The organism is Streptomyces sp. NPDC045846 (genome assembly GCF_056431605.1).
This window is the reverse complement of the sequence record NZ_JBWKKJ010000014.1, coordinates 105258-122373: the sequence shown is the minus strand read 5'-3', so window position 1 is coordinate 122373 and position 17116 is coordinate 105258. Positions and strand designations below refer to the sequence as shown.

The 17116-nt window shown below is 72.0% G+C and carries 15 protein-coding genes; 8 read left to right on the top strand and 7 right to left on the bottom strand.

Translation table 11 applies throughout. From position 1 onward, the window contains the following. Positions 1-11: 11 nt before the first annotated feature. Positions 12-2072 carry an FUSC family protein gene (locus AC07F3_RS33070; protein ID WP_479118203.1) on the bottom strand — a complete coding sequence of 687 codons (2061 nt, stop codon included), beginning with the start codon at positions 2070-2072 and terminating at the stop codon, positions 12-14. Between the two features lie 496 nt (positions 2073-2568). After that, positions 2569-3741, bottom strand: a complete 1173-nt coding sequence (locus AC07F3_RS33065) for a DUF2786 domain-containing protein (RefSeq protein WP_479118202.1) — start codon at positions 3739-3741, stop codon at positions 2569-2571. A gap of 295 nt (positions 3742-4036) precedes the next feature. Between AC07F3_RS33065 and AC07F3_RS33060 the strand changes: the two genes are divergently transcribed. Then, positions 4037-4702: a DUF4232 domain-containing protein gene (locus AC07F3_RS33060; protein WP_479118201.1), complete on the top strand. Its 666-nt coding sequence runs from the start codon at positions 4037-4039 to the stop codon at positions 4700-4702. 25 nt (positions 4703-4727) lie between these two features. On the opposite strand, the gene AC07F3_RS33055 is transcribed toward AC07F3_RS33060, so the two are convergent. Further along, positions 4728-5237, bottom strand: a complete 510-nt coding sequence (locus tag AC07F3_RS33055; RefSeq protein ID WP_479118200.1) for a carboxymuconolactone decarboxylase family protein — start codon at positions 5235-5237, stop codon at positions 4728-4730. 173 nt (positions 5238-5410) lie between these two features. On the opposite strand from AC07F3_RS33055, the gene AC07F3_RS33050 reads away from it, so the two are divergent. From AC07F3_RS33050 to AC07F3_RS33040, 3 genes are all read left to right on the top strand, one after another. Beyond that, complete coding sequence (locus AC07F3_RS33050) at positions 5411-5905, top strand: MarR family winged helix-turn-helix transcriptional regulator (protein WP_479118310.1); 495 nt, start codon at positions 5411-5413, stop codon at positions 5903-5905. A gap of 46 nt (positions 5906-5951) precedes the next feature. Further along, a complete protein-coding gene (locus AC07F3_RS33045; RefSeq protein WP_479118199.1) occupies positions 5952-6959 on the top strand; it encodes an aldo/keto reductase in 1008 nt (335 codons plus the stop codon). 82 nt (positions 6960-7041) lie between these two features. Beyond that, complete coding sequence (locus AC07F3_RS33040) at positions 7042-8034, top strand: aldo/keto reductase (RefSeq protein ID WP_479118197.1); 993 nt, start codon at positions 7042-7044, stop codon at positions 8032-8034. A 156-nt stretch (positions 8035-8190) separates the two neighbouring features. On the opposite strand, the gene thpR is transcribed toward AC07F3_RS33040, so the two are convergent. Beyond that, a complete protein-coding gene (gene thpR, locus AC07F3_RS33035) occupies positions 8191-8760 on the bottom strand; it encodes an RNA 2',3'-cyclic phosphodiesterase (RefSeq protein ID WP_479118196.1) in 570 nt (189 codons plus the stop codon). Positions 8761-8877: 117 nt separating this feature from the next. Between thpR and AC07F3_RS33030 the strand changes: the two genes are divergently transcribed. Further along, the gene (locus AC07F3_RS33030) at positions 8878-10080 is read left to right on the top strand and encodes an FG-GAP repeat domain-containing protein (RefSeq protein WP_479118195.1); all 1203 of its coding nucleotides are present in this window, start codon (positions 8878-8880) and stop codon (positions 10078-10080) included. Positions 10081-10155: 75 nt separating this feature from the next. Here AC07F3_RS33030 and AC07F3_RS33025 read toward each other — a convergent pair whose 3' ends face one another. Next, positions 10156-11493: an MFS transporter gene (locus tag AC07F3_RS33025; RefSeq protein WP_479118193.1), complete on the bottom strand. Its 1338-nt coding sequence runs from the start codon at positions 11491-11493 to the stop codon at positions 10156-10158. A 27-nt stretch (positions 11494-11520) separates the two neighbouring features. Continuing rightward, a complete protein-coding gene (locus tag AC07F3_RS33020) occupies positions 11521-11964 on the bottom strand; it encodes a MarR family winged helix-turn-helix transcriptional regulator (RefSeq protein ID WP_114039122.1) in 444 nt (147 codons plus the stop codon). 157 nt (positions 11965-12121) lie between these two features. Between AC07F3_RS33020 and AC07F3_RS33015 the strand changes: the two genes are divergently transcribed. Continuing rightward, the gene (locus AC07F3_RS33015) at positions 12122-12304 is read left to right on the top strand and encodes a ribbon-helix-helix protein, CopG family (RefSeq protein WP_114039201.1); all 183 of its coding nucleotides are present in this window, start codon (positions 12122-12124) and stop codon (positions 12302-12304) included. A 57-nt stretch (positions 12305-12361) separates the two neighbouring features. Here the strand turns inward: AC07F3_RS33015 and AC07F3_RS33010 are convergent, their stop codons facing one another. Continuing rightward, positions 12362-13816: an NCS2 family permease gene (locus AC07F3_RS33010; protein ID WP_479118192.1), complete on the bottom strand. Its 1455-nt coding sequence runs from the start codon at positions 13814-13816 to the stop codon at positions 12362-12364. Between the two features lie 203 nt (positions 13817-14019). On the opposite strand from AC07F3_RS33010, the gene AC07F3_RS33005 reads away from it, so the two are divergent. Both AC07F3_RS33005 and AC07F3_RS33000 read left to right on the top strand, forming a co-directional pair. After that, the gene (locus AC07F3_RS33005; protein ID WP_479118191.1) at positions 14020-14316 is read left to right on the top strand and encodes a DUF2530 domain-containing protein; all 297 of its coding nucleotides are present in this window, start codon (positions 14020-14022) and stop codon (positions 14314-14316) included. Positions 14317-14422: 106 nt separating this feature from the next. Continuing rightward, on the top strand, positions 14423-16840 hold the full coding sequence (locus AC07F3_RS33000; RefSeq protein ID WP_479118189.1) for a cation-translocating P-type ATPase: 2418 nt from the start codon (positions 14423-14425) through the stop codon (positions 16838-16840). The last annotated feature ends 276 nt before the right edge of the window (positions 16841-17116 follow it).

Sequence of the window (17116 nt, the reverse complement as noted above, 5' to 3'; positions counted from 1 at the left end):
CCTCAATCCCCCTAAGGATCAGGGGAGTTGCTGACGGTGAGGGCGTCGGTGAGATCGTCCAGGCAGTGCAGGACGAGACCGGCGCCCCGGCGCACCACGCGGTCGGGGACGCCCTCGCCGTCCCAGGCGTCCAGCGCCCGCTCGACCTCGTCCCAGCGCGGAACCCGCCGCTCGCGCACCGCCTTCGCCCCCTGCTCGGTGGCGTCGCGCAGAGCGTCGGCGAGTTTCGCGGCGGCGGGGACGGGCACCGCGTCCCGGTCCGGCAGATGCGCCTCCATCAGCATGGCCGTACGCCCCAACTGGCCGAGCGCGTGGGCGGATTCCTCGGCCGCCGTACGCGAAAGGCCCCGGTGGCGCACCGGTTCGTGGGTGGCCTTGTCGAGCGCCTCCTGCCAGGCGATACGGGCCTCGCGGGTGTCGAGCAGCGCCTGGCGGATCTCGCCGGAGCCGCGGGCCGGGTCGGCGTAGTGGGCGATGACGGCGGCGGAGTAACGGCCGTTCGCGGCCAGCCAGTCGGCGAGCCGGGTGCGCAGCCTCGGGGTCTCCCAGGCCGGGTAGACGGCGTACGAGACCATCGCGAGCGCGCCCCCGATCAGCGTCAGGAACACCCGGTCGGGCACGGTCTGGGTCCACTGGAGCCCGCCCATGCCGAGCAGGAACACGACGTACGCGGAGACGCAGCCGCTCAGCACCGCGTAGCCCGTGCGCATCAGCAGGTACGCCAGGAACGCGCAGGCCACCGCGATGACGGCGGACAGGCCCGTGTCCGGATGGGTGAGCTGGACGATGCCGGTGGCGAGCGCGACGCCGACGAGGGTGCCGCCGAAGCGGGCGACGGCGCGGGCGTAGGTGAGGGAGAAGTCCGGGCGCATCACCATCACGGAGGCCATCGGCGCCCAGTAGCCGTGGCCGAACGGCAGGACGTGGCCGAGTAGATAGCCCACGGTCGCCACCGCACAGACCCGTACCGCGTGCCGGAACACCGGGGAGCGGCGGCGGCCCAGCTCGTCGCGCATGGTGCGCAGCGCGAGCGGGACGAGCCGGGGCAGGGTGGGCCTGAGCAGCGGCTCCGCGCCTGCGCCGGTGCCGCTGCCGCGGGCCGTTTCGACGACGTCCGCGAGCAGCGCGATGAGCCGGGCGGCGGCGCGGCGGGCCGGGCCGGTGAGGATGGCTCCGGTGTCGGGGGTGGCGAGCGCGGCCGCCGCGGCGGGCGGGATGGCGGGGGTCTCGCCGTGCCGGACCGCACGCGCGGCGCCGTCGAGCACCGTGGCCGCCGCGGCGAGCAATTCCCTGACCCGGTCGCGTTCGACGCCCTCCAGGGGCACGCCGAGCGCCGGGTCGGCGAGCGAGGCGAGCACCGGCCGGATCCGCTCGGCGACGCCGCGGGCGCCGTGCAGTTCGGCCGGCCGGCGGCGGGCCTCGCGCGGGGTGACCGCGGCGGCGAGCCGGGCGGTCATGAGGGGCTCGGGGTCGAACGGCGCGACCGGGTCGTGCCGCAGCCGCCGCGCGTAGTCGGCGACGGCGGCCAGCGCGTCGGCGAGCGCGTCGCGCTGCGCGCCCCATCTGCGGATGGGGAACAGGACCACCAGGGCAGCCTGGACGACCCCGCCGAACGCGATCATCCCGGCGTGGCCCGCGGCCTCGACGAGGGAGCTGGGCAGGGTGACGGTGACGAGCATGATCGCCACGTTCGAGGAGGCGATCACGCCGACGGTCGGGCCGACCGCCCACGCCAGGCCCGCCAGGAACGTCCACAGGGCGAGCAGCAGCAGGAAGAACGGGGAGTGCGTGCCGACGAGGTAGCCGAGGAAGGTGGAGATCGCCAGCGAGAGCCCGGAGGCGAGGGCCAGCACGGGCCGCGGGCGCCAACTGCGCTGGTACGTGGCGATGGCGCCCTGGAACGCGCCGAACGCGGAGCTCGCGGCGACGGAGGGGCCGAACAGGGTGAGGCTGATGCCGACCACGAGGGCGAGGCCTGCCGCGCCGCGCAGGGCGACGAGGGGTTCCAGCCGCCGTCGCTCGACCTTGAGCCCCGAGCGGGCGGTCTCCTTCAGCGCCCGGAGCCAGCTCATGATCCCGAGGGTAACGGGGAGCCCGGCCATCCGTCCGCCCGCGCGCGGGGGTGGCCGCCTCCATGCCGCGCGGGGGTGGCCGCCCCCATGCCCCGCGGGGGTGGGCGCCCGCATGCCCCGCGGGGGCTTTTGCGCAGTTCCCCGCGCCCCTTGAACCCGCTTTCGGCTGCGGGCCGTGCTCGCATCTCGCGCAGTTCCCCGCGCCCCCTAAACCCGCTTTCGGCTGCGGACCGTGCCCGCTTCTCGCGCCGTTCCCCGCGCCCCCAAGCGCCCCTTCCGCTGCGGGCCGTGCCCGCTTGCTCGCGCAGTTCCCCGCGCCCCTTGGCAGTACGGTGCTGGCCTGCATGGGCATCTTTAGCCCGTCCGGCGATTGAGGACGAGCGCCGTTCAGGCGCGACACGGGGTCTGGGGCGGAGCCCCAGGAGTCGCCCTCAGCCCTACACACCCCCGGAGGGTCTCGGGAAGGGGCGGGGTGGGGGGCTCCGGGGGCTGGGGCTCAGCCCCGGGGGGCGCCTTCACCCTCGGAGGGGGTTAGGCCGGGGCGGGGGGTGCGGTGGGCCTGGTCCGCCGCGGCGCGCCCGTCCCGCCAGCCCGACTCGTCCGACGCCCCCCGAACCCGCGTCGACACCGTACGGGGAAACATCTCCTCCGCCCGCCCGGCGACCGCCACCGCCCGCGTCGCGAGGACGGGCAGCAGCTCACCCCCGTACGACGCCTCCACATCCCGCGCCGTGGCCGCGAGCAGATCCCCCAGCCGCCCCGCGTAAGCGAGCAGGAAGGACTGCCGGAACGTCTTGGTCCGCTTGCGCCCGCCCGCCCGCTGCGCCGCCTCCGCCCGCGTCATCGCGGCCGTGCCCTGCACGAGGAGGGAGGTGTGGAGGAGCTCGACCACCTCCAGGTCGCCCTCGAAGCCGATCACCGTCGAGAAGCCGAGGTCCGCGTTCCACACCGCCCGGCAGTGGTTCGCGGAGGCGACCGCGTCGAGCAGGATCGCCTTGGCCGTCTCGTACGGCGCGTCCACCCCGATCCGGCAGGCTCCCGGCACCTCCCCGCCGGGCCCGCGCCCCGCGAGCAGCGCCTCGTCCACGCTGTGCCGCGCCATCAGCTCCTGCGCCTTGGCGCTGAGCGCCTCCGCCTCCTCGGGGAACCCGGTCGCCTCGGCCTTCGCGAGCAGCGCCCGGATCCGGGCCAGCGTCTTGGGTTCACCGTGCACCGGCGGCCCGAGCGGCGAGGCCCCCGGCACCGGCCCGGCGGGCTCGATCGCGGGCAGGGCGAGCAGCAGCCGGTACAGCTCCAGGAGGACGGTCGCGTACGAGAAGCGGTCCGCGCGCCAGGGCTCCTCCGGCAGGTCGGCCAGCTGGCCCGGCCAGCGCGGGGGCAGCCGGTCGTAGCGGGCGAGCTCGTCGCGGATCAGGCCGCTCAGGACGCGCAGGTGCGGCTCGTCCAGGTCGCGCCGTACGATCCGGGCGACGTCGGCGGGCTGCCAGCCCCGGTCCCAGGCGCGCCGCACGAACTCCCGCCCGCGTAGGGCGAGTTCGGCGTCGGCGTCCGGTGCGGCGGCGAGCAGGGAGGCGCCGGTGTCGAGGGCGGCGTCGCCCTCGATGTACAGCGCCGCGGCGAACGCGCGGTCGACGGCCTCCACCCCAGCGCCCTGTGTTCCGCCTGCCATGAACGTGCCTCCGTGCCGATTCCTGCGCCGCCGACCACGATGGTCCCAGCAATCGAACGGAACCACGAAACGGCGGGCGCCGCCCAGAACCGGCCGCCCACAGGCTGTGGACGGAATTCCGGCGCGCCGATCCCGCGCCCACGCGCCACGATGAAACCGTCCGGCGGTGCGGAACGTCCAGGAGGTACCCGGTGTGCTCAAGGGGTCAGACCGGGGCCCGCGTTCCGTGTGCGCTCCGCTTGAGACCGGGGCCGCCGGGCATCCGAACGGACAAGGAAACGAAAGGATCGCCGTGTTGCGCCTGCGTACCGCCCCCATGGCAGCGATCGTCCTCCTCACCGCCGGCCTGTCCCTGACGGCCTGCGGCAACGACAGCGGCGGCTCCGGCAAGGTCGCCACCGACACCCCGAGCAACACCGCCACCGGCACCGGGACCGGCACGAGCTCCCCCGGCGGGAACGGCGGCCGGACCATGGCCCCCTCCGGCGGCAGCGTCGGCGGCGACACGAACGCGGGCACGGGCAGCGGCGCCGGAGCGGGCGGCGATCACTGCCTGACCTCCCAGCTCGGCTTCGCCGTCGCCCCCGGCAGCGGGGCTCGGTCGAAGGGTTCGCAGGGCGCCGTCACCATCACGCTCACCAACAAGGGCGCCAAGTCCTGCGTGATGAAGGGCTATCCGGGCGTGGACCTGGTGGGCGGCTCCACCAGGTGGTCGCTGACGCGCTACACCGCCGAGTCCCCCTCGGCGGTCACCGTACGGCCGGGCGCGACGACCACCTTCAACATCTTCTACCTGCCGTTCAACAAGGGCGACGGCCAGGAGTTCCAGCCGAAGAGCATCGTGGTCACCCCGCCGAACGAGACCCACTCCCACACCCTGCCCTGGGACTTCTCCTCGGTCCTGCTCCAGGACGGGGCGACGCATCCCGGCACCTACGTCAGCCCGGTCGGCTCCAAGTAGCGGACGGACAAAGGGAGTCGGCGCCTCACAGGCCCGCTCCCGTGAGGCGGTTGGCGAAGGTCGACAGGGTGTAGGTGCCGATGCCGAGGACCACTTCGAGGGCGTTCTGCTCGGTGTGGCCGTACGACAGGAAGTCCTTGAGGGTCTCGTCCTCGACGCCGCCCGCCTTCGCCAGGACCGCGAGCGTGAAGCGGCGTACGGCGTCCAGCTTCGGGTCGGCGAGCGGGCGCCGCTCGCGCAGGGCGGCCACCAGGTCCTCGTCGGCGCCCAGCTCGCGCAGCCTGCCGGTGTGCATGGCGACGCACACGTGGCACTCGTTGCGGACGGCCACCGTCATGACGAGGACCTCGCGCGCCACCGGCTCCAGGGTGGTCTGCTCGAAGAGGGCGTTCAGCTTGAGGAAGCCGTCCAGGAGATGCGGAGAGGTGGCGAGGCGGGCGACGGGCGGGGCGAGGCGGCCCAGGTGGCGGATGGTCGTCTCCATCGCCTTGCGCGAGGCGGGCGGGGCCGATTCCAGGGTGTGCTCGGTGAACATCGTGAAGCCCTTCTTCCGTACGGCCCGGGTCCGGAGCGCGCGGGGACCCGGGATCTAGAATGGACAACGTGGTTGACGAAAAAAAGGTAAACCAGGTTGTCGATTCGCGCAACGGCTCCGCCGCGGGGCCGGGAGCGGGGGTGCGCCCCGACGCGGGGGCCGCCGTGCCGCCGATGCCCGCCGGGCCCCCGGCCGCCGTGCCGCCGCGCGACGCGCCCGGGTACGAGCTCCCCCTGCTCCTCCTCGCCGGGTTCCGCTCGCTCATCGACCGGCTGCACGCCGAGCTCGCGCGCCAGGGCCACCGGGACCTGCGGCCCGCGCACGGCTTCGCGCTCCAGGCCATCGGCCTGCCCGGGTCGACGGCCAGCGAGATCGGGCGGCGGCTCGGCGTCTCCAAGCAGGCGGCCGGCAAGACGGTGGACCGCCTCATCGCGCTGGGCTACGCCGAACGCGCCGACGACCCCGCCGACGCCCGCCGCAAACTGGTCCGGCTCACCCCCCGCGGACTGGACGCGCTGGCCCGGTCGGCCGCCATCTTCGACGAACTGCGGGCCAGTTGGGCCGCCACCCTGGGCGGCGACCGGCTGCGCGAACTCGAAGCGGGTCTGCGCGCCGCCGTGCCGCCGGAGGCCTTCCGGCTCGACACCGCCAGCTGGCTGGGCAGTTGAACGCGGCCCTTGCTTCGAGCGCACACCAACAGGCTTTGATGGGGCCATGAAGTACACACAGCTCGGACGCACCGGACTCCAGGTCAGCCGTCTCGTCCTCGGCACGATGAACTTCGGCGGCGAGGCGGACGAGGCCGTCAGCCACGCCCTGATGGACACCGCCCTGGACGCGGGCATCAACTTCTTCGACACCGCCAACATCTACGGCGTGGACGAGGACAAGGGCCTCACCGAGAAGATCCTCGGCTCCTGGTTCGCCCGGGGCGGCGGCCGGCGCGACAAGGTCGTCCTCGCCACCAAGATGTACGGCGACATGACCCCGGGCAAGCCCTGGAGCACCGAGGCGTGGCCGAACCACAACAAGCTGTCGGCCGTCAACATCCGCCGCTCCGTGGAGGCTTCGCTCCAGCGGCTCGGCACCGACCACATCGACGTGTACCAGTTCCACCACGTCGACCGGGCCACCCCGTTCGAGGAGATCTGGCAGGCCGTCGACGTCCTGATCACCCAGGGCAAGATCCTGTACGCGGGCACCTCCAACTTCCCCGGCTACAAGATCGCCCAGGCCAACGAGATCGCCGCCCGCACCGGCCGGCTGGGGCTGGTCAGCGAGCAGTGCCTCTACAACCTCGCCGAACGCCGCGCCGAGATGGAGGTCGTCCCGGCCGCCCAGGAGTACGGGCTCGGCGTCATCCCCTGGTCACCGCTCCACCAGGGGCTGCTCGGCGGCGCGCTGCGCAAGGAGCGCGAGGGCACGGGCGCGCGCACCAAGATCGGCCGCTCCGCCGCGGGTCTGGCCGACCCGGCCGTACGGGCCCGGATCCAGGCGTACGAGGACCTGGTCGCCAAGCACGAGCTGGAGCCCGGCGAGGTGGCGCTGGCTTGGCTGCTCACCCGGCCCGGCGTGACCGGCCCCATCGTCGGCCCGCGCACCCCCGCCCACCTCGAATCGGCGCTGCGCGCCCTGGAGTTGGAGCTCGGCGAGGAACTGCTCGCCGGCCTCGACGAGATCTTCCCCGGCCCGGGCCCCTCGCCCGAGGCCTTCGCCTGGTAGGACGCGGGCAGGGGGCCGGGCCGGGGAAGTCCCGGCCCGGCCCCTTGCCTTGAGCGCGCTCGAAGACGTTGGCTGGTCTTCCATGAAGTACACGCAGCTCGGACGCACGGGTCTCCAGGTGAGCAGGATCGTCCTCGGGACGATGAACTTCGGACCGCAGACCGACGAGGCCGCAAGCCACGCGATCATGGATGCCGCGCTCGGCGCGGGCATCAACTTCTTCGACACCGCCAATGTGTACGGCTGGGGCGAGAACAAGGGCCGTACCGAGGAGATCATCGGCAGCTGGTTCGCCCAGGGCGGGGACCGGCGCGACAAGACCGTCCTCGCCACCAAGATGTACGGCAACATGGGCGACGGCGAGGCCTGGCCCAACCACCACAAGCTGTCGGCGGTCAACATCCGCCGCTCCGTCGAGGCCTCGCTCCGGCGCCTGGGCACCGACTACATCGACGTCTACCAGTTCCACCACATCGACCGCCTGACGCCCTTCGAGGAGATCTGGCAGGCCGTCGACGTCCTGATCACCCAGGGCAAGATCCTGTACGCCGGATCGTCCAACTTCCCCGGCTACAAGATCGCCCAGGCCAACGAGACCGCCGCCCGCACCGGCCGGGTCGGCCTGGTCAGCGAGCAGTGCCTCTACAACCTCGCCGAACGCCGCGCCGAGATGGAGATCGTCCCGGCCGCGGTCGAGTACGGGCTCGGCGTCATCCCCTGGTCGCCGCTGCACGGCGGCATGCTCGGCGGCATCCTGCGCAAGGAGCGCGAGGGCTCCGGCTCGCGCTCCAAGGGCGGCCTCGCGGCCCAGACCCTGGCGAACCCGGGGGTGCGCGGGCAGGTCCAGGCGTACGAGGACCTGGTCGCCAAGCACGAGCTCGATCCGGCCCAGGTGGCGCTCGCCTGGCTGCTCACCCGGCCCGGAGTGGCGGGCCCGATCGTCGGGCCGCGCACGGCGGACCAGCTGGACGCGCCGCTGCGGGCGGTCGAACTCGATCTGCCGCAGGAGTTCCTGACCGCGCTGGACGACATCTTCCCCGGCCCCGGGCCGTCGCCGGAGGCCTTCGCCTGGTAGGGCGTACGCGCCGGAACGGGGACGCGGGGCCGACCGGCCCCGCGCGGGTGGCGGTCGCGGTCAGCCGACTGCGGCCGCCACCGCCACGACGATGAACATCAGCACGAGCACACCGGCCATGATCCGGTTCCTGGTCTTCGGGTCCACCCCTTGAGCCTAACCGGCCCCGCCGAGCGGCCAGCGCGCGACCGTCCCGTAGCGGGGCCGCTCCCCGGGGGTGCCGCCGCGCGGCAGCTCGCTGCGGACCAGGGCCAACTCACCGACCCGCCACGGGCTGCCCTCGAACGCGGCGAGCGCGTCGGCGTACGGCTTCAGGTCCATCGGCGTGCGCGTGCGCGCCAGGGTGAGGTGCGGCACATAGCGGCGGTGCTGGTCCATCGGGATGCCGGAGCGGCGGGCGGCGGCGTCCGCGCGTTCGGCGAGCAGGCGCAGGTCGTCGAGGCCGCCCGCGACGCCGGCCCACAGGGCGCGCCCGTCGAAGCGTCCGCCGCCGTGCAGCCGCAGCGTGAAGGGCTCGGTGCGGCGGGCCGCCCGGCGCAACCGTTCGTGCAGCTCGGCCAGGACCGCCTCGTCGGTGTCGCCCATGAACGCCAGGGTGAGGTGCCAGCCCTCGCGCCCGGTCCAGCGCAGCGCCCGCGCACCGGGCAGCGCCGCCAACTCCCGCACCGCGCGGCCCAGTTCATCGACGGCCGGGGCCGGGGGGAGTACGGCGGCGAAGAGGCGCATGGGAACAGTCAACCAAGATCGGCCCCCTGTGCCGAGCCGCCGCGAGGGCTGCCGTAGGATCCCGTCGCTCGATTCTGCGGGGCCCGCGCCCCGGCTTCCCTGGGGGGAAAATCATCCATGCGGCCGACCATCCGCACTGTTCTGTCGACGGCTGCCGCCGTCGTGGGGTTCACCGTCACGGCGCTCACCCCCGCCCACGCCTCCGTCGGCTTCGACCACTGCCCGGTGGGCAAGTTCTGCGTCTTCGACCGGGCCGACAACCAGGCCCCGATGGACGCCTACGCCGGACCGCAGGCCTCGGCCGAGCCGTGGGACGACGAGACCCCGGCGGTCTACAACCGCTCCGGCGGCGAGTTCTCCTGCATGTGGAGCCCGGCGGAGTTCCAGTACCTGGACCCGGGGCGCGACATGTACCTCAAGGGCACGGGCATAGGCACCCCGCCCAAGCCCGCCCCGCACGGCGCGAAGCCCCGCAAGGACGACAACAGTTCGTTCCGCTGGGGCCGGACGCTGCGCGAGTGCCAGTCGGGCAAGGAGTACTCCGACTGGAACTCCGGCGGCGGTGACGACGTACGCGCCCAGCCCTTCGGCGACCTCAACGGCGACGGCCAGGCCGATCTGCTCCAGCGCAACTGGAACGGCAGCCTCTACTTCCTGGACGGCGACGGCAACGGCACCTTCCTCGGGCGCGGCTGGAACGGCATGACCCTGGCCCGGCACGGCGACCTCACCGGCGACGGCAAGGAGGACCTGCTCGCCCGGGACCGGGCCGGAGTGCTGTGGCTGTATCCCGGCCAGGGCGACGGGCGTCTCGGCAAGCGCCTGCGCGTGGGGGCGGGCTGGGCCGGCATGCGCCACTTCGCCCCGGTGGGCGACCTCGACGGCGACGGCCACAACGACCTCATGGCCCTCGACGGCGCCGGGCACGCCTGGCTGTACCCGGGCAACGGCCACGGCGGCTTCGGCCACCGCAAGAGCCTGGGCGCGGGCTGGAGCACGACCCTGACGTTCACCGGCACGGGCGACCTCGACGGCGACGGGCACGACGACGTCGTCGCCAACGACACCTCGGGCCGCCTGTGGCGCTACCCCGGCGACGGGCACGGCGGGTTCCGCCCCCGGGTCCTGATCGGCGGCGCGGGCTGGGACAAGTACCGGACGCTGCTGTGCGTGGGCGACGTCCTGGACGACCTGGCCTGGAACGCGCCCGACCTGCTCGCCAAGTCGGACCGCGAGCTCACGACCTACCCGGGCACCGGCAAGGGCACCCTCGGCGAGCCCCACCACGACTGGAACTGGGCGATGAGCGACATCTTCTGAGCCGCCCGCCCGTACGCGCACGACGGCCCGGCCCCCTCGACGGGAGCCGGGCCGTTCGCCGTCATCCGGACTGCGTCAGGCGGCCGCGACCAGGGCCCGGTCCCTCGGGACGAACTCGAGGTGCCGGTGACCCGGACGTACGTCGACCTTGAGGCGCAGGTTGGCCGCGCGGGCCAGCATCAGACCGACGCCGATCGCCGCCGCACCGCAGATGAGACCGCCGAGCGCGAGGCTGACGCGGACGCCGTAGACGTCGGTCAGCCAGCCGAAGAGCGGGCCGCCCAGCGGCGTGCCGCCGGTGAAGACCATCATGAACAGGCTCATCACGCGGCCCCGCATCTCGGGGTCGGTGGCCATCTGCACCGAGGCGTTGGCGGTCACGTTGACCGTGAGGCCGAGGATGCCGACGGGGATGAGCAGCGCCATGAACACGCCGAGGCCGGGGGCGGCCGACGCGGCGAGTTCGAGCACCGCGAACACCAGCGCCGCGAGCGCCAGCATCCGCAGGCGCGTGGTGGCGCGCCGCGCGGCGAGCAGGGCGCCGATCAGCGAGCCGATCGCCATCAGGCTGTTGAACAGGCCGTACAGCCCGGAGTCGCCGTGGAAGACGTCGGAGGCGAACGCGCTCAGCCAGATCGGGAAGTTGAACCCGAAGGTGCCGACGAAGCCCACCAAAACGATCGGCCAGATCAGCTCGGGCCGCTCCGACACGTACGCGAGCCCCTCCTTCAGCTGGCCCTTGCCGCGCGGGGCAAGCCTGGTCGGCTGGAGGTCCTTGGTGCGCATCAGCGTCAGCATGATCAGCGGAGCGGTGAAGGACAGGCCGTTGGCGAGGAACGCCCAGCCGGGTCCGACGGCCGCCATGACCGCCCCCGCGACGGCGGGGCCGACGAGCCGGGCGGACTGGAAGTTCGCCGAGTTCAGGCTGACCGCGTTGCGCACCCGGTCGGGCCCGACCATCTCGGAGACGAAGGACTGCCGGGTCGGGTTGTCGACGACGGTGACCAGGCCCGTGAAGAAGGCCGTCAGGTAGACGTGCCAGACCTGGACGTGCCCGGAGAGGGTCATCACGGCGAGGAACAGCCCGCCGAGACCCATCGCCGCCTGCGTCACGAACAGGATGTTCCGCTTGGCGAACCGGTCGGCGATGACGCCGCCGTACAGGCCGAACAGGAGCATCGGCAGGAACTGCATGGCGGTGGTGATGCCCACCGCCACCGACGAGCCGGTGATCGTCAGGACCAGCCAGTCCTGGGTGATCCGGGCCATCCAGGTGCCGATGTTGGACACGATGGCACCGGAGAAGAACAGCCGGTAGTTGCGGACCGCGAGCGAGGAGAACGTCCCCCCGCCGCGCTTGTTGTAGGTAGGGGTAGGTGCGGGGGCGGATGGTGATCCGGGTCCCGTACTCAAAAAGTGTTCGCCTCCTAGCGATGCGCCTTACAGGTGTGCGAGTTTCTCCAGGACCGGGGCGGCCGCGCGAAGCTTCGCCCACTCGTCCTCGTCCAGGCCTTCGACAAGGGAAGCCAGCCAGACGTTGCGCTTGCGGCGGCTCTCTTCGAGCATCGCCTCGGCCTCTTCGGTCTGGCTGACCACCTTCTGCCGGCGGTCGTCGGGATGCGGCTCCAGCCTGACCAGGCCCTTCGCCTCAAGGAGCGCGACGATGCGGGTCATCGACGGCGGCTGTACGTGCTCTTTGCGGGCCAGCTCACCGGGGGTCGCCGAGCCGCATCGGGCCAGGGTGCCGAGCACCGACATCTCGGTCGGGCTGAGCGATTCGTCGACGCGCTGGTGCTTGAGGCGCCGGCCCAGCCGCATGACGGCCGAGCGCAGGGAGTTCACGGCGGCGGCGTCCTCGCCACTGCCGTGGGACAGGTCAGACATGTTTGTTAGCGTAACTCATTACTCTGGCTAAATACCACCTGGTTAAGCCCAGGTGTCCAGCGCCACACCGGCACCTTCGCGCCACATATCACCCGAACGAGTGAGTCGTCTCCGGAAAGTGACGCGCGGGGCCCTGGCGGGCGGCGACCCTCGGTCCATGGGGACCAGCGTGCTCAGCCTGCGAATAGACGGTGAGCTGCTCGAACGGCTCAGGCACCATGCCGCGAAACGCGGAATGAGCGTCCAGGACTATGTGGTCCGGACGCTCATACGCGACGACTTCGACGAGCGCTTCAAGGCGGCGGTCGACGAGACGGAGAAGTTCTACGGGGCGGCGTGACGCTCCGCGGGACGGGGAGCCCGCGGTCCAGCCGCGTCGGTGCCCGATGGGCGGGGATCAGGTCAGGCCGAGCGCCGGCATCAGGTAGTAGAAGCCGAAGACCGCCGAGACGATGTACATCGCGACCGGGATCTCGCGGGCCCGGCCGGCCACCAGGCGCAGCACCGTGAAGGTGACGAAGCCCATGCCGATGCCGTTGGTGATCGAGTACGTGAACGGCATCATCAGCATCGTCACGAAGGCCGGGATGGCGATCGTCCAGTCCGCCCAGTCGATCTCGCGGATCGAGCCGGAGAGGATCAGGAAGCCGACCGCGAGCAGCGCCGGGGTGGCCGCCTGGGAGGGCACCATCGTGGCGAGCGGCGTCAGGAAGAGGGCGACGGTGAACAGCCCGCCCGTGACCACGTTCGCGAAGCCGGTGCGCGCTCCCTCGCCGACGCCCGCCGTGGACTCCACGAAGCAGGTGGTGGCGGAGGCGGACGAGGCGCCGCCCGCCGCGACCGCGATGCCGTCGACGAACAGGACCTTGTTCATGCCGGGCATGTAGCCCTGGGCGTCGGTCAGACCCGCCTCGTCGCTGATGCCCATGATCGTGCCCATCGCGTCGAAGAAGCACGAGAGCAGCACGGTGAAGACGAAGAGGACGCCGGTCAGGACGCCGACCTTGGAGAACCCGCCGAAGAGGCTGACCTGGCCGACGAGCCCGAAGTCCGGGGTGTCGACCGGGTTGCCCGGCCACTTCGGGGTGGTCAGGCCCCAGGACGGCACGGTGGCCACGGCGTTGATGATCATCGCGAGGACCGTCATCGTGACGATGGAGATCAGGATCGCGCCGGGCACCTTGCGCACCATCAGCGCGAGCGTGAGCAGGACGCCGAGGACGAAGATCAGGACCGGCCAGCCGAGCAGGTGCCCGTTGCCGCCGAGCTGGAGGGGCACGGTGGTGTGCGCGGCGTCCGGGATGCGCGAGACGAAGCCCGAGTCGACCAGGCCGATCAGCATGATGAACAGGCCGATGCCGATCGCGATGCCCTTGCGCAGGCCGAGCGGCACCGCGTTCATGACGCGCTCGCGCAGCCCGGTGGCGACCAGGAGCATCACCACGAAGCCCGCGAGGACGACCATGCCCATCGCGTCGGGCCAGCTCATGCGGGGCGCGAGCTGGAGGGCGACGACGGTGTTGACGCCGAGCCCCGCCGCGAGCGCGATCGGCACGTTGCCGATGACGCCCATGAGCAGCGTGGTGAAGGCGGCGGTGAGCACGGTCGCGGTGACCAGCTGCCCGCTGTTGAGCTGGTGGCCGTACATGTCCTTCGCGCTGCCGAGGATGATCGGGTTCAGCACGATGATGTAGGCCATCGCGAAGAAGGTCGCGAATCCGCCGCGGATCTCACGGGCGAGGGTGGAGCCCCGCTCGGAGATCTTGAAGTAGCGGTCCAGGGCGTTGGTCGGCGTGGCGGGTGCCGGCGGCTGAGCTGCGGCGTCGACCGTGTCGGGGGCCGAGGAGGGCATTCGGAACCTCAGTCGTGAAGGGGCGGGGAAACGGCACGTACCCGAACTTCTTTGGACGTTTTAACGAACAGAATGAGTCAGCCGTAAGCCGTTTCAGTATGAATACATAAGTCGAAGATCACCATCTCCGCGCGTAGATCCATGGGAGCACTGCGCCCGGCCGACAGCGGCGGCGCGGAAAAGGCGCGCCCTACACTGAACGCATGCCTGCCTTTTCCACGGGAGCACCCCAGCACGAGGCGCCGGAGCCCCTTGAGGGCCCCGTGGTCGCCACCATCACCGGCGGGACGATCATCTGGTTCGTCCTCTTCCTCGTCCAGCTCCCGTTCTACGGCTGGTTCGACGACCACGGTCACCTGTGGTGGGTGTGGACGTGCCTGGCCGGTGGCGGGCTCGGCCTCATCGGGATCTGGTACGTCCGGGGGCGCGACGCGGCACTCAAGCGGCACGCGGCCGAACAGGAGGCCGCCGGGCAGAGCGCAAGGGCCGAAAGTCAGTAGCCCTTCGGACCTGCGTACCGCCAGAGGACCATTCGTCTCCTCCGCAGGTCGGATGTTCGGCCGTCCCAGCAGGTGAAGCGCCCGTTCCCGCCGTACCGTCGACAGCATGACGCAGCGCGCCAACATCGACGCCGGGGCGGAGCTCGACCCCGTCCATCCCATGAAGCCGCCCGCGCCGGCGGGGCGCGCGGGGGGCCTGACGACGGCCGAGGTCGCCGAGCGGGTGGCGCGCGGCGAGGTCAACGACGTTCCCGTCCGCAGCAGTCGCTCCACCGCGGAGATCGTCCGCGGCAACGTGTTCACCCGGTTCAACGCGATCATCGGCGTGCTCTGGGCGGTCATGCTCGTGGTCGCGCCGATCCAGGACAGCCTCTTCGGCTTCGTGATCATCGCCAACACCGGCATCGGCATCATCCAGGAGATGCGCGCCAAGAAGACCCTGGACGGCCTCGCGGTCATCGGCGAGGCCAAGCCCACCGTGCGGCGCGACGGGCGGGCCGCCGAGATCTCCACCTCCGAGATCGTGCTCGGCGACGTCATCGAGCTCGGGCCCGGCGACAAGATCGTGGTGGACGGCGAGGCGGTCGAGGCGGACGGTCTAGAAGTCGACGAGTCCCTCCTGACCGGCGAGGCCGACCCGGTCCTCAAGAAGCCCGGCGACAAGATGATGTCGGGCGCCTTCGTCGTCGCGGGCGGCGGCGCGTTCACCGCGACCCGGGTCGGCCGTGAGGCGTACGCGGCCCAACTGGCCGAGGAGGCCAGCCGGTTCACCCTCGTCCACTCCGAGCTGCGCAGCGGCATCTCCACCATCCTCAAGTACGTCACGTGGATGATGGTCCCCACCGCCCTCGGCCTGGTCATCAGCCAGCTCGTGGTCAAGGACGACAACATCAAGGACGCCATCGCCCGCACCGTCGGCGGCATCGTCCCGATGATCCCCGAAGGGCTCGTCCTGCTGACCTCGGTCGCCTTCGCGATCGGCGTCATCCGGCTCGGCCGCAAGCAGTGCCTGGTGCAGGAACTCCCCGCCATCGAGGGCCTGGCCCGCGTCGACGTGGTGTGCCTCGACAAGACGGGCACGCTCACCGAGGGCGGCATGGACGTCACCGAGCTGCGCCCCCTGAACGGCTCCGACGAGACGTACATACGCAAGGTGCTCGGCGCGCTCGGCGAGTCCGACCCCCGGCCCAACGCCTCCCTCCAGGCGATCATCGACGCCTACCCGGACAGCGAGGCGTGGCGCTGCACCGAGTCCCTGCCCTTCTCCTCGGCCCGCAAGTACAGCGGCGCCGCGTTCAGCGAGGGCGACGGCGAGAACAGCACCTGGCTGCTCGGCGCGCCCGACGTGCTGCTCAAGTCCGGCGACCCGGCGCTCGCCGAGATCGACGCGCTCAACGAGCAGGGCCTGCGCGTGCTGCTGCTCGCGCGCGCCTCCCGCGAACTCGACGACCCCCAGGTCTCCTCCGACGCCCGGCCCACCGCCCTGGTCGTCCTCGAACAGCGCCTGCGGCCCGACGCGGCCGACACCCTGCGCTACTTCGAGGAGCAGAACGTCAAGGCCAAGGTCATCTCCGGCGACAACGCGGTGTCCGTCGGCGCGGTCGCCGGAAAGCTCGGCCTGCCCGGCGCCGCCGACACCGTCGACGCCCGTCAACTCCCCACCGACCAGGCCGAGATGGCCGAGGTCCTCGACTCCAACTCCGTCTTCGGCCGGGTCACCCCGCAGCAGAAGCGCGACATGGTGGCGGCGCTCCAGTCGCGCGGCCACACCGTGGCGATGACCGGCGACGGCGTCAACGACGTCCTCGCCCTCAAGGACGCGGACATCGGCGTGAGCATGGGCTCCGGCTCCGAGGCGACCCGCGCGGTCGCCCAGATCGTCCTGCTCAACAACAGCTTCGCCACGCTGCCTTCGGTGGTGGCGGAGGGGCGCCGGGTGATCGGCAACATCACCCGGGTCGCCACGCTGTTCCTCACCAAGACGGTGTACTCGGTCCTGCTCGCCGTCCTGGTGGTCTGCTTCCAGGTCGAATACCCCTTCCTGCCCCGGCACCTGACGCTGCTTTCCACCTTCACCATCGGCATCCCGGCGTTCTTCCTCGCCCTCGCCCCCAACAAGGAGCGCGCCAAACCGCACTTCGTGCGGAGGGTGATGCGGTACTCGATCCCCAGCGGGGTCATCGCGGCGGTGGCCACGTTCGTGACGTACATGATCGCGCGGGCGTACTACTCCGGACCGGGCGAGCTGGACGCGGAGACCAGCGTCACGACCCTCACCCTGTTCCTCGTGTCGATGTGGGTCCTCGCGATCATCGCCCGCCCGTACACGTGGTGGCGCGTCGCCCTGGTCGTGGCGATGGCCGTCGCCTTCCTGCTGGTCCTCGCGGTGCCGTGGCTCCAGCACTTCTTCGCGCTGAAGCTGGTGGGGGCGGTAATGCCGTGGACCGCCGTCGGCATCGCGGTGGTGGGGGCGGCCGTGCTGGAGCTGACCTGGCGCTGGGTCGTCCGAAGGTGGCCGGACTAACCACCCCCGGCCCCCCACCCGGGGCTCCGCCCCGGACCCCGTTCGCGCCCACGCCCGCCAGCACGACCCGGCCAGGGGCGCGGGGAACTGCACGAGAGCAGGCACGGCCCGCAGGCGTGAACGGGTTGAAGGGGCGCGGGGAACGGCGCGAGAAGCGAGCACGGTCCGCAGACGTGAACGGGTTCAAGGGGCGCGGGGAACTGCGCGACAAGGCGCGCACGGTCCGCACCCGAAGGTGGTTCCGCGCGGGCCCCGGGCGGCACCCGCCCGATCCTC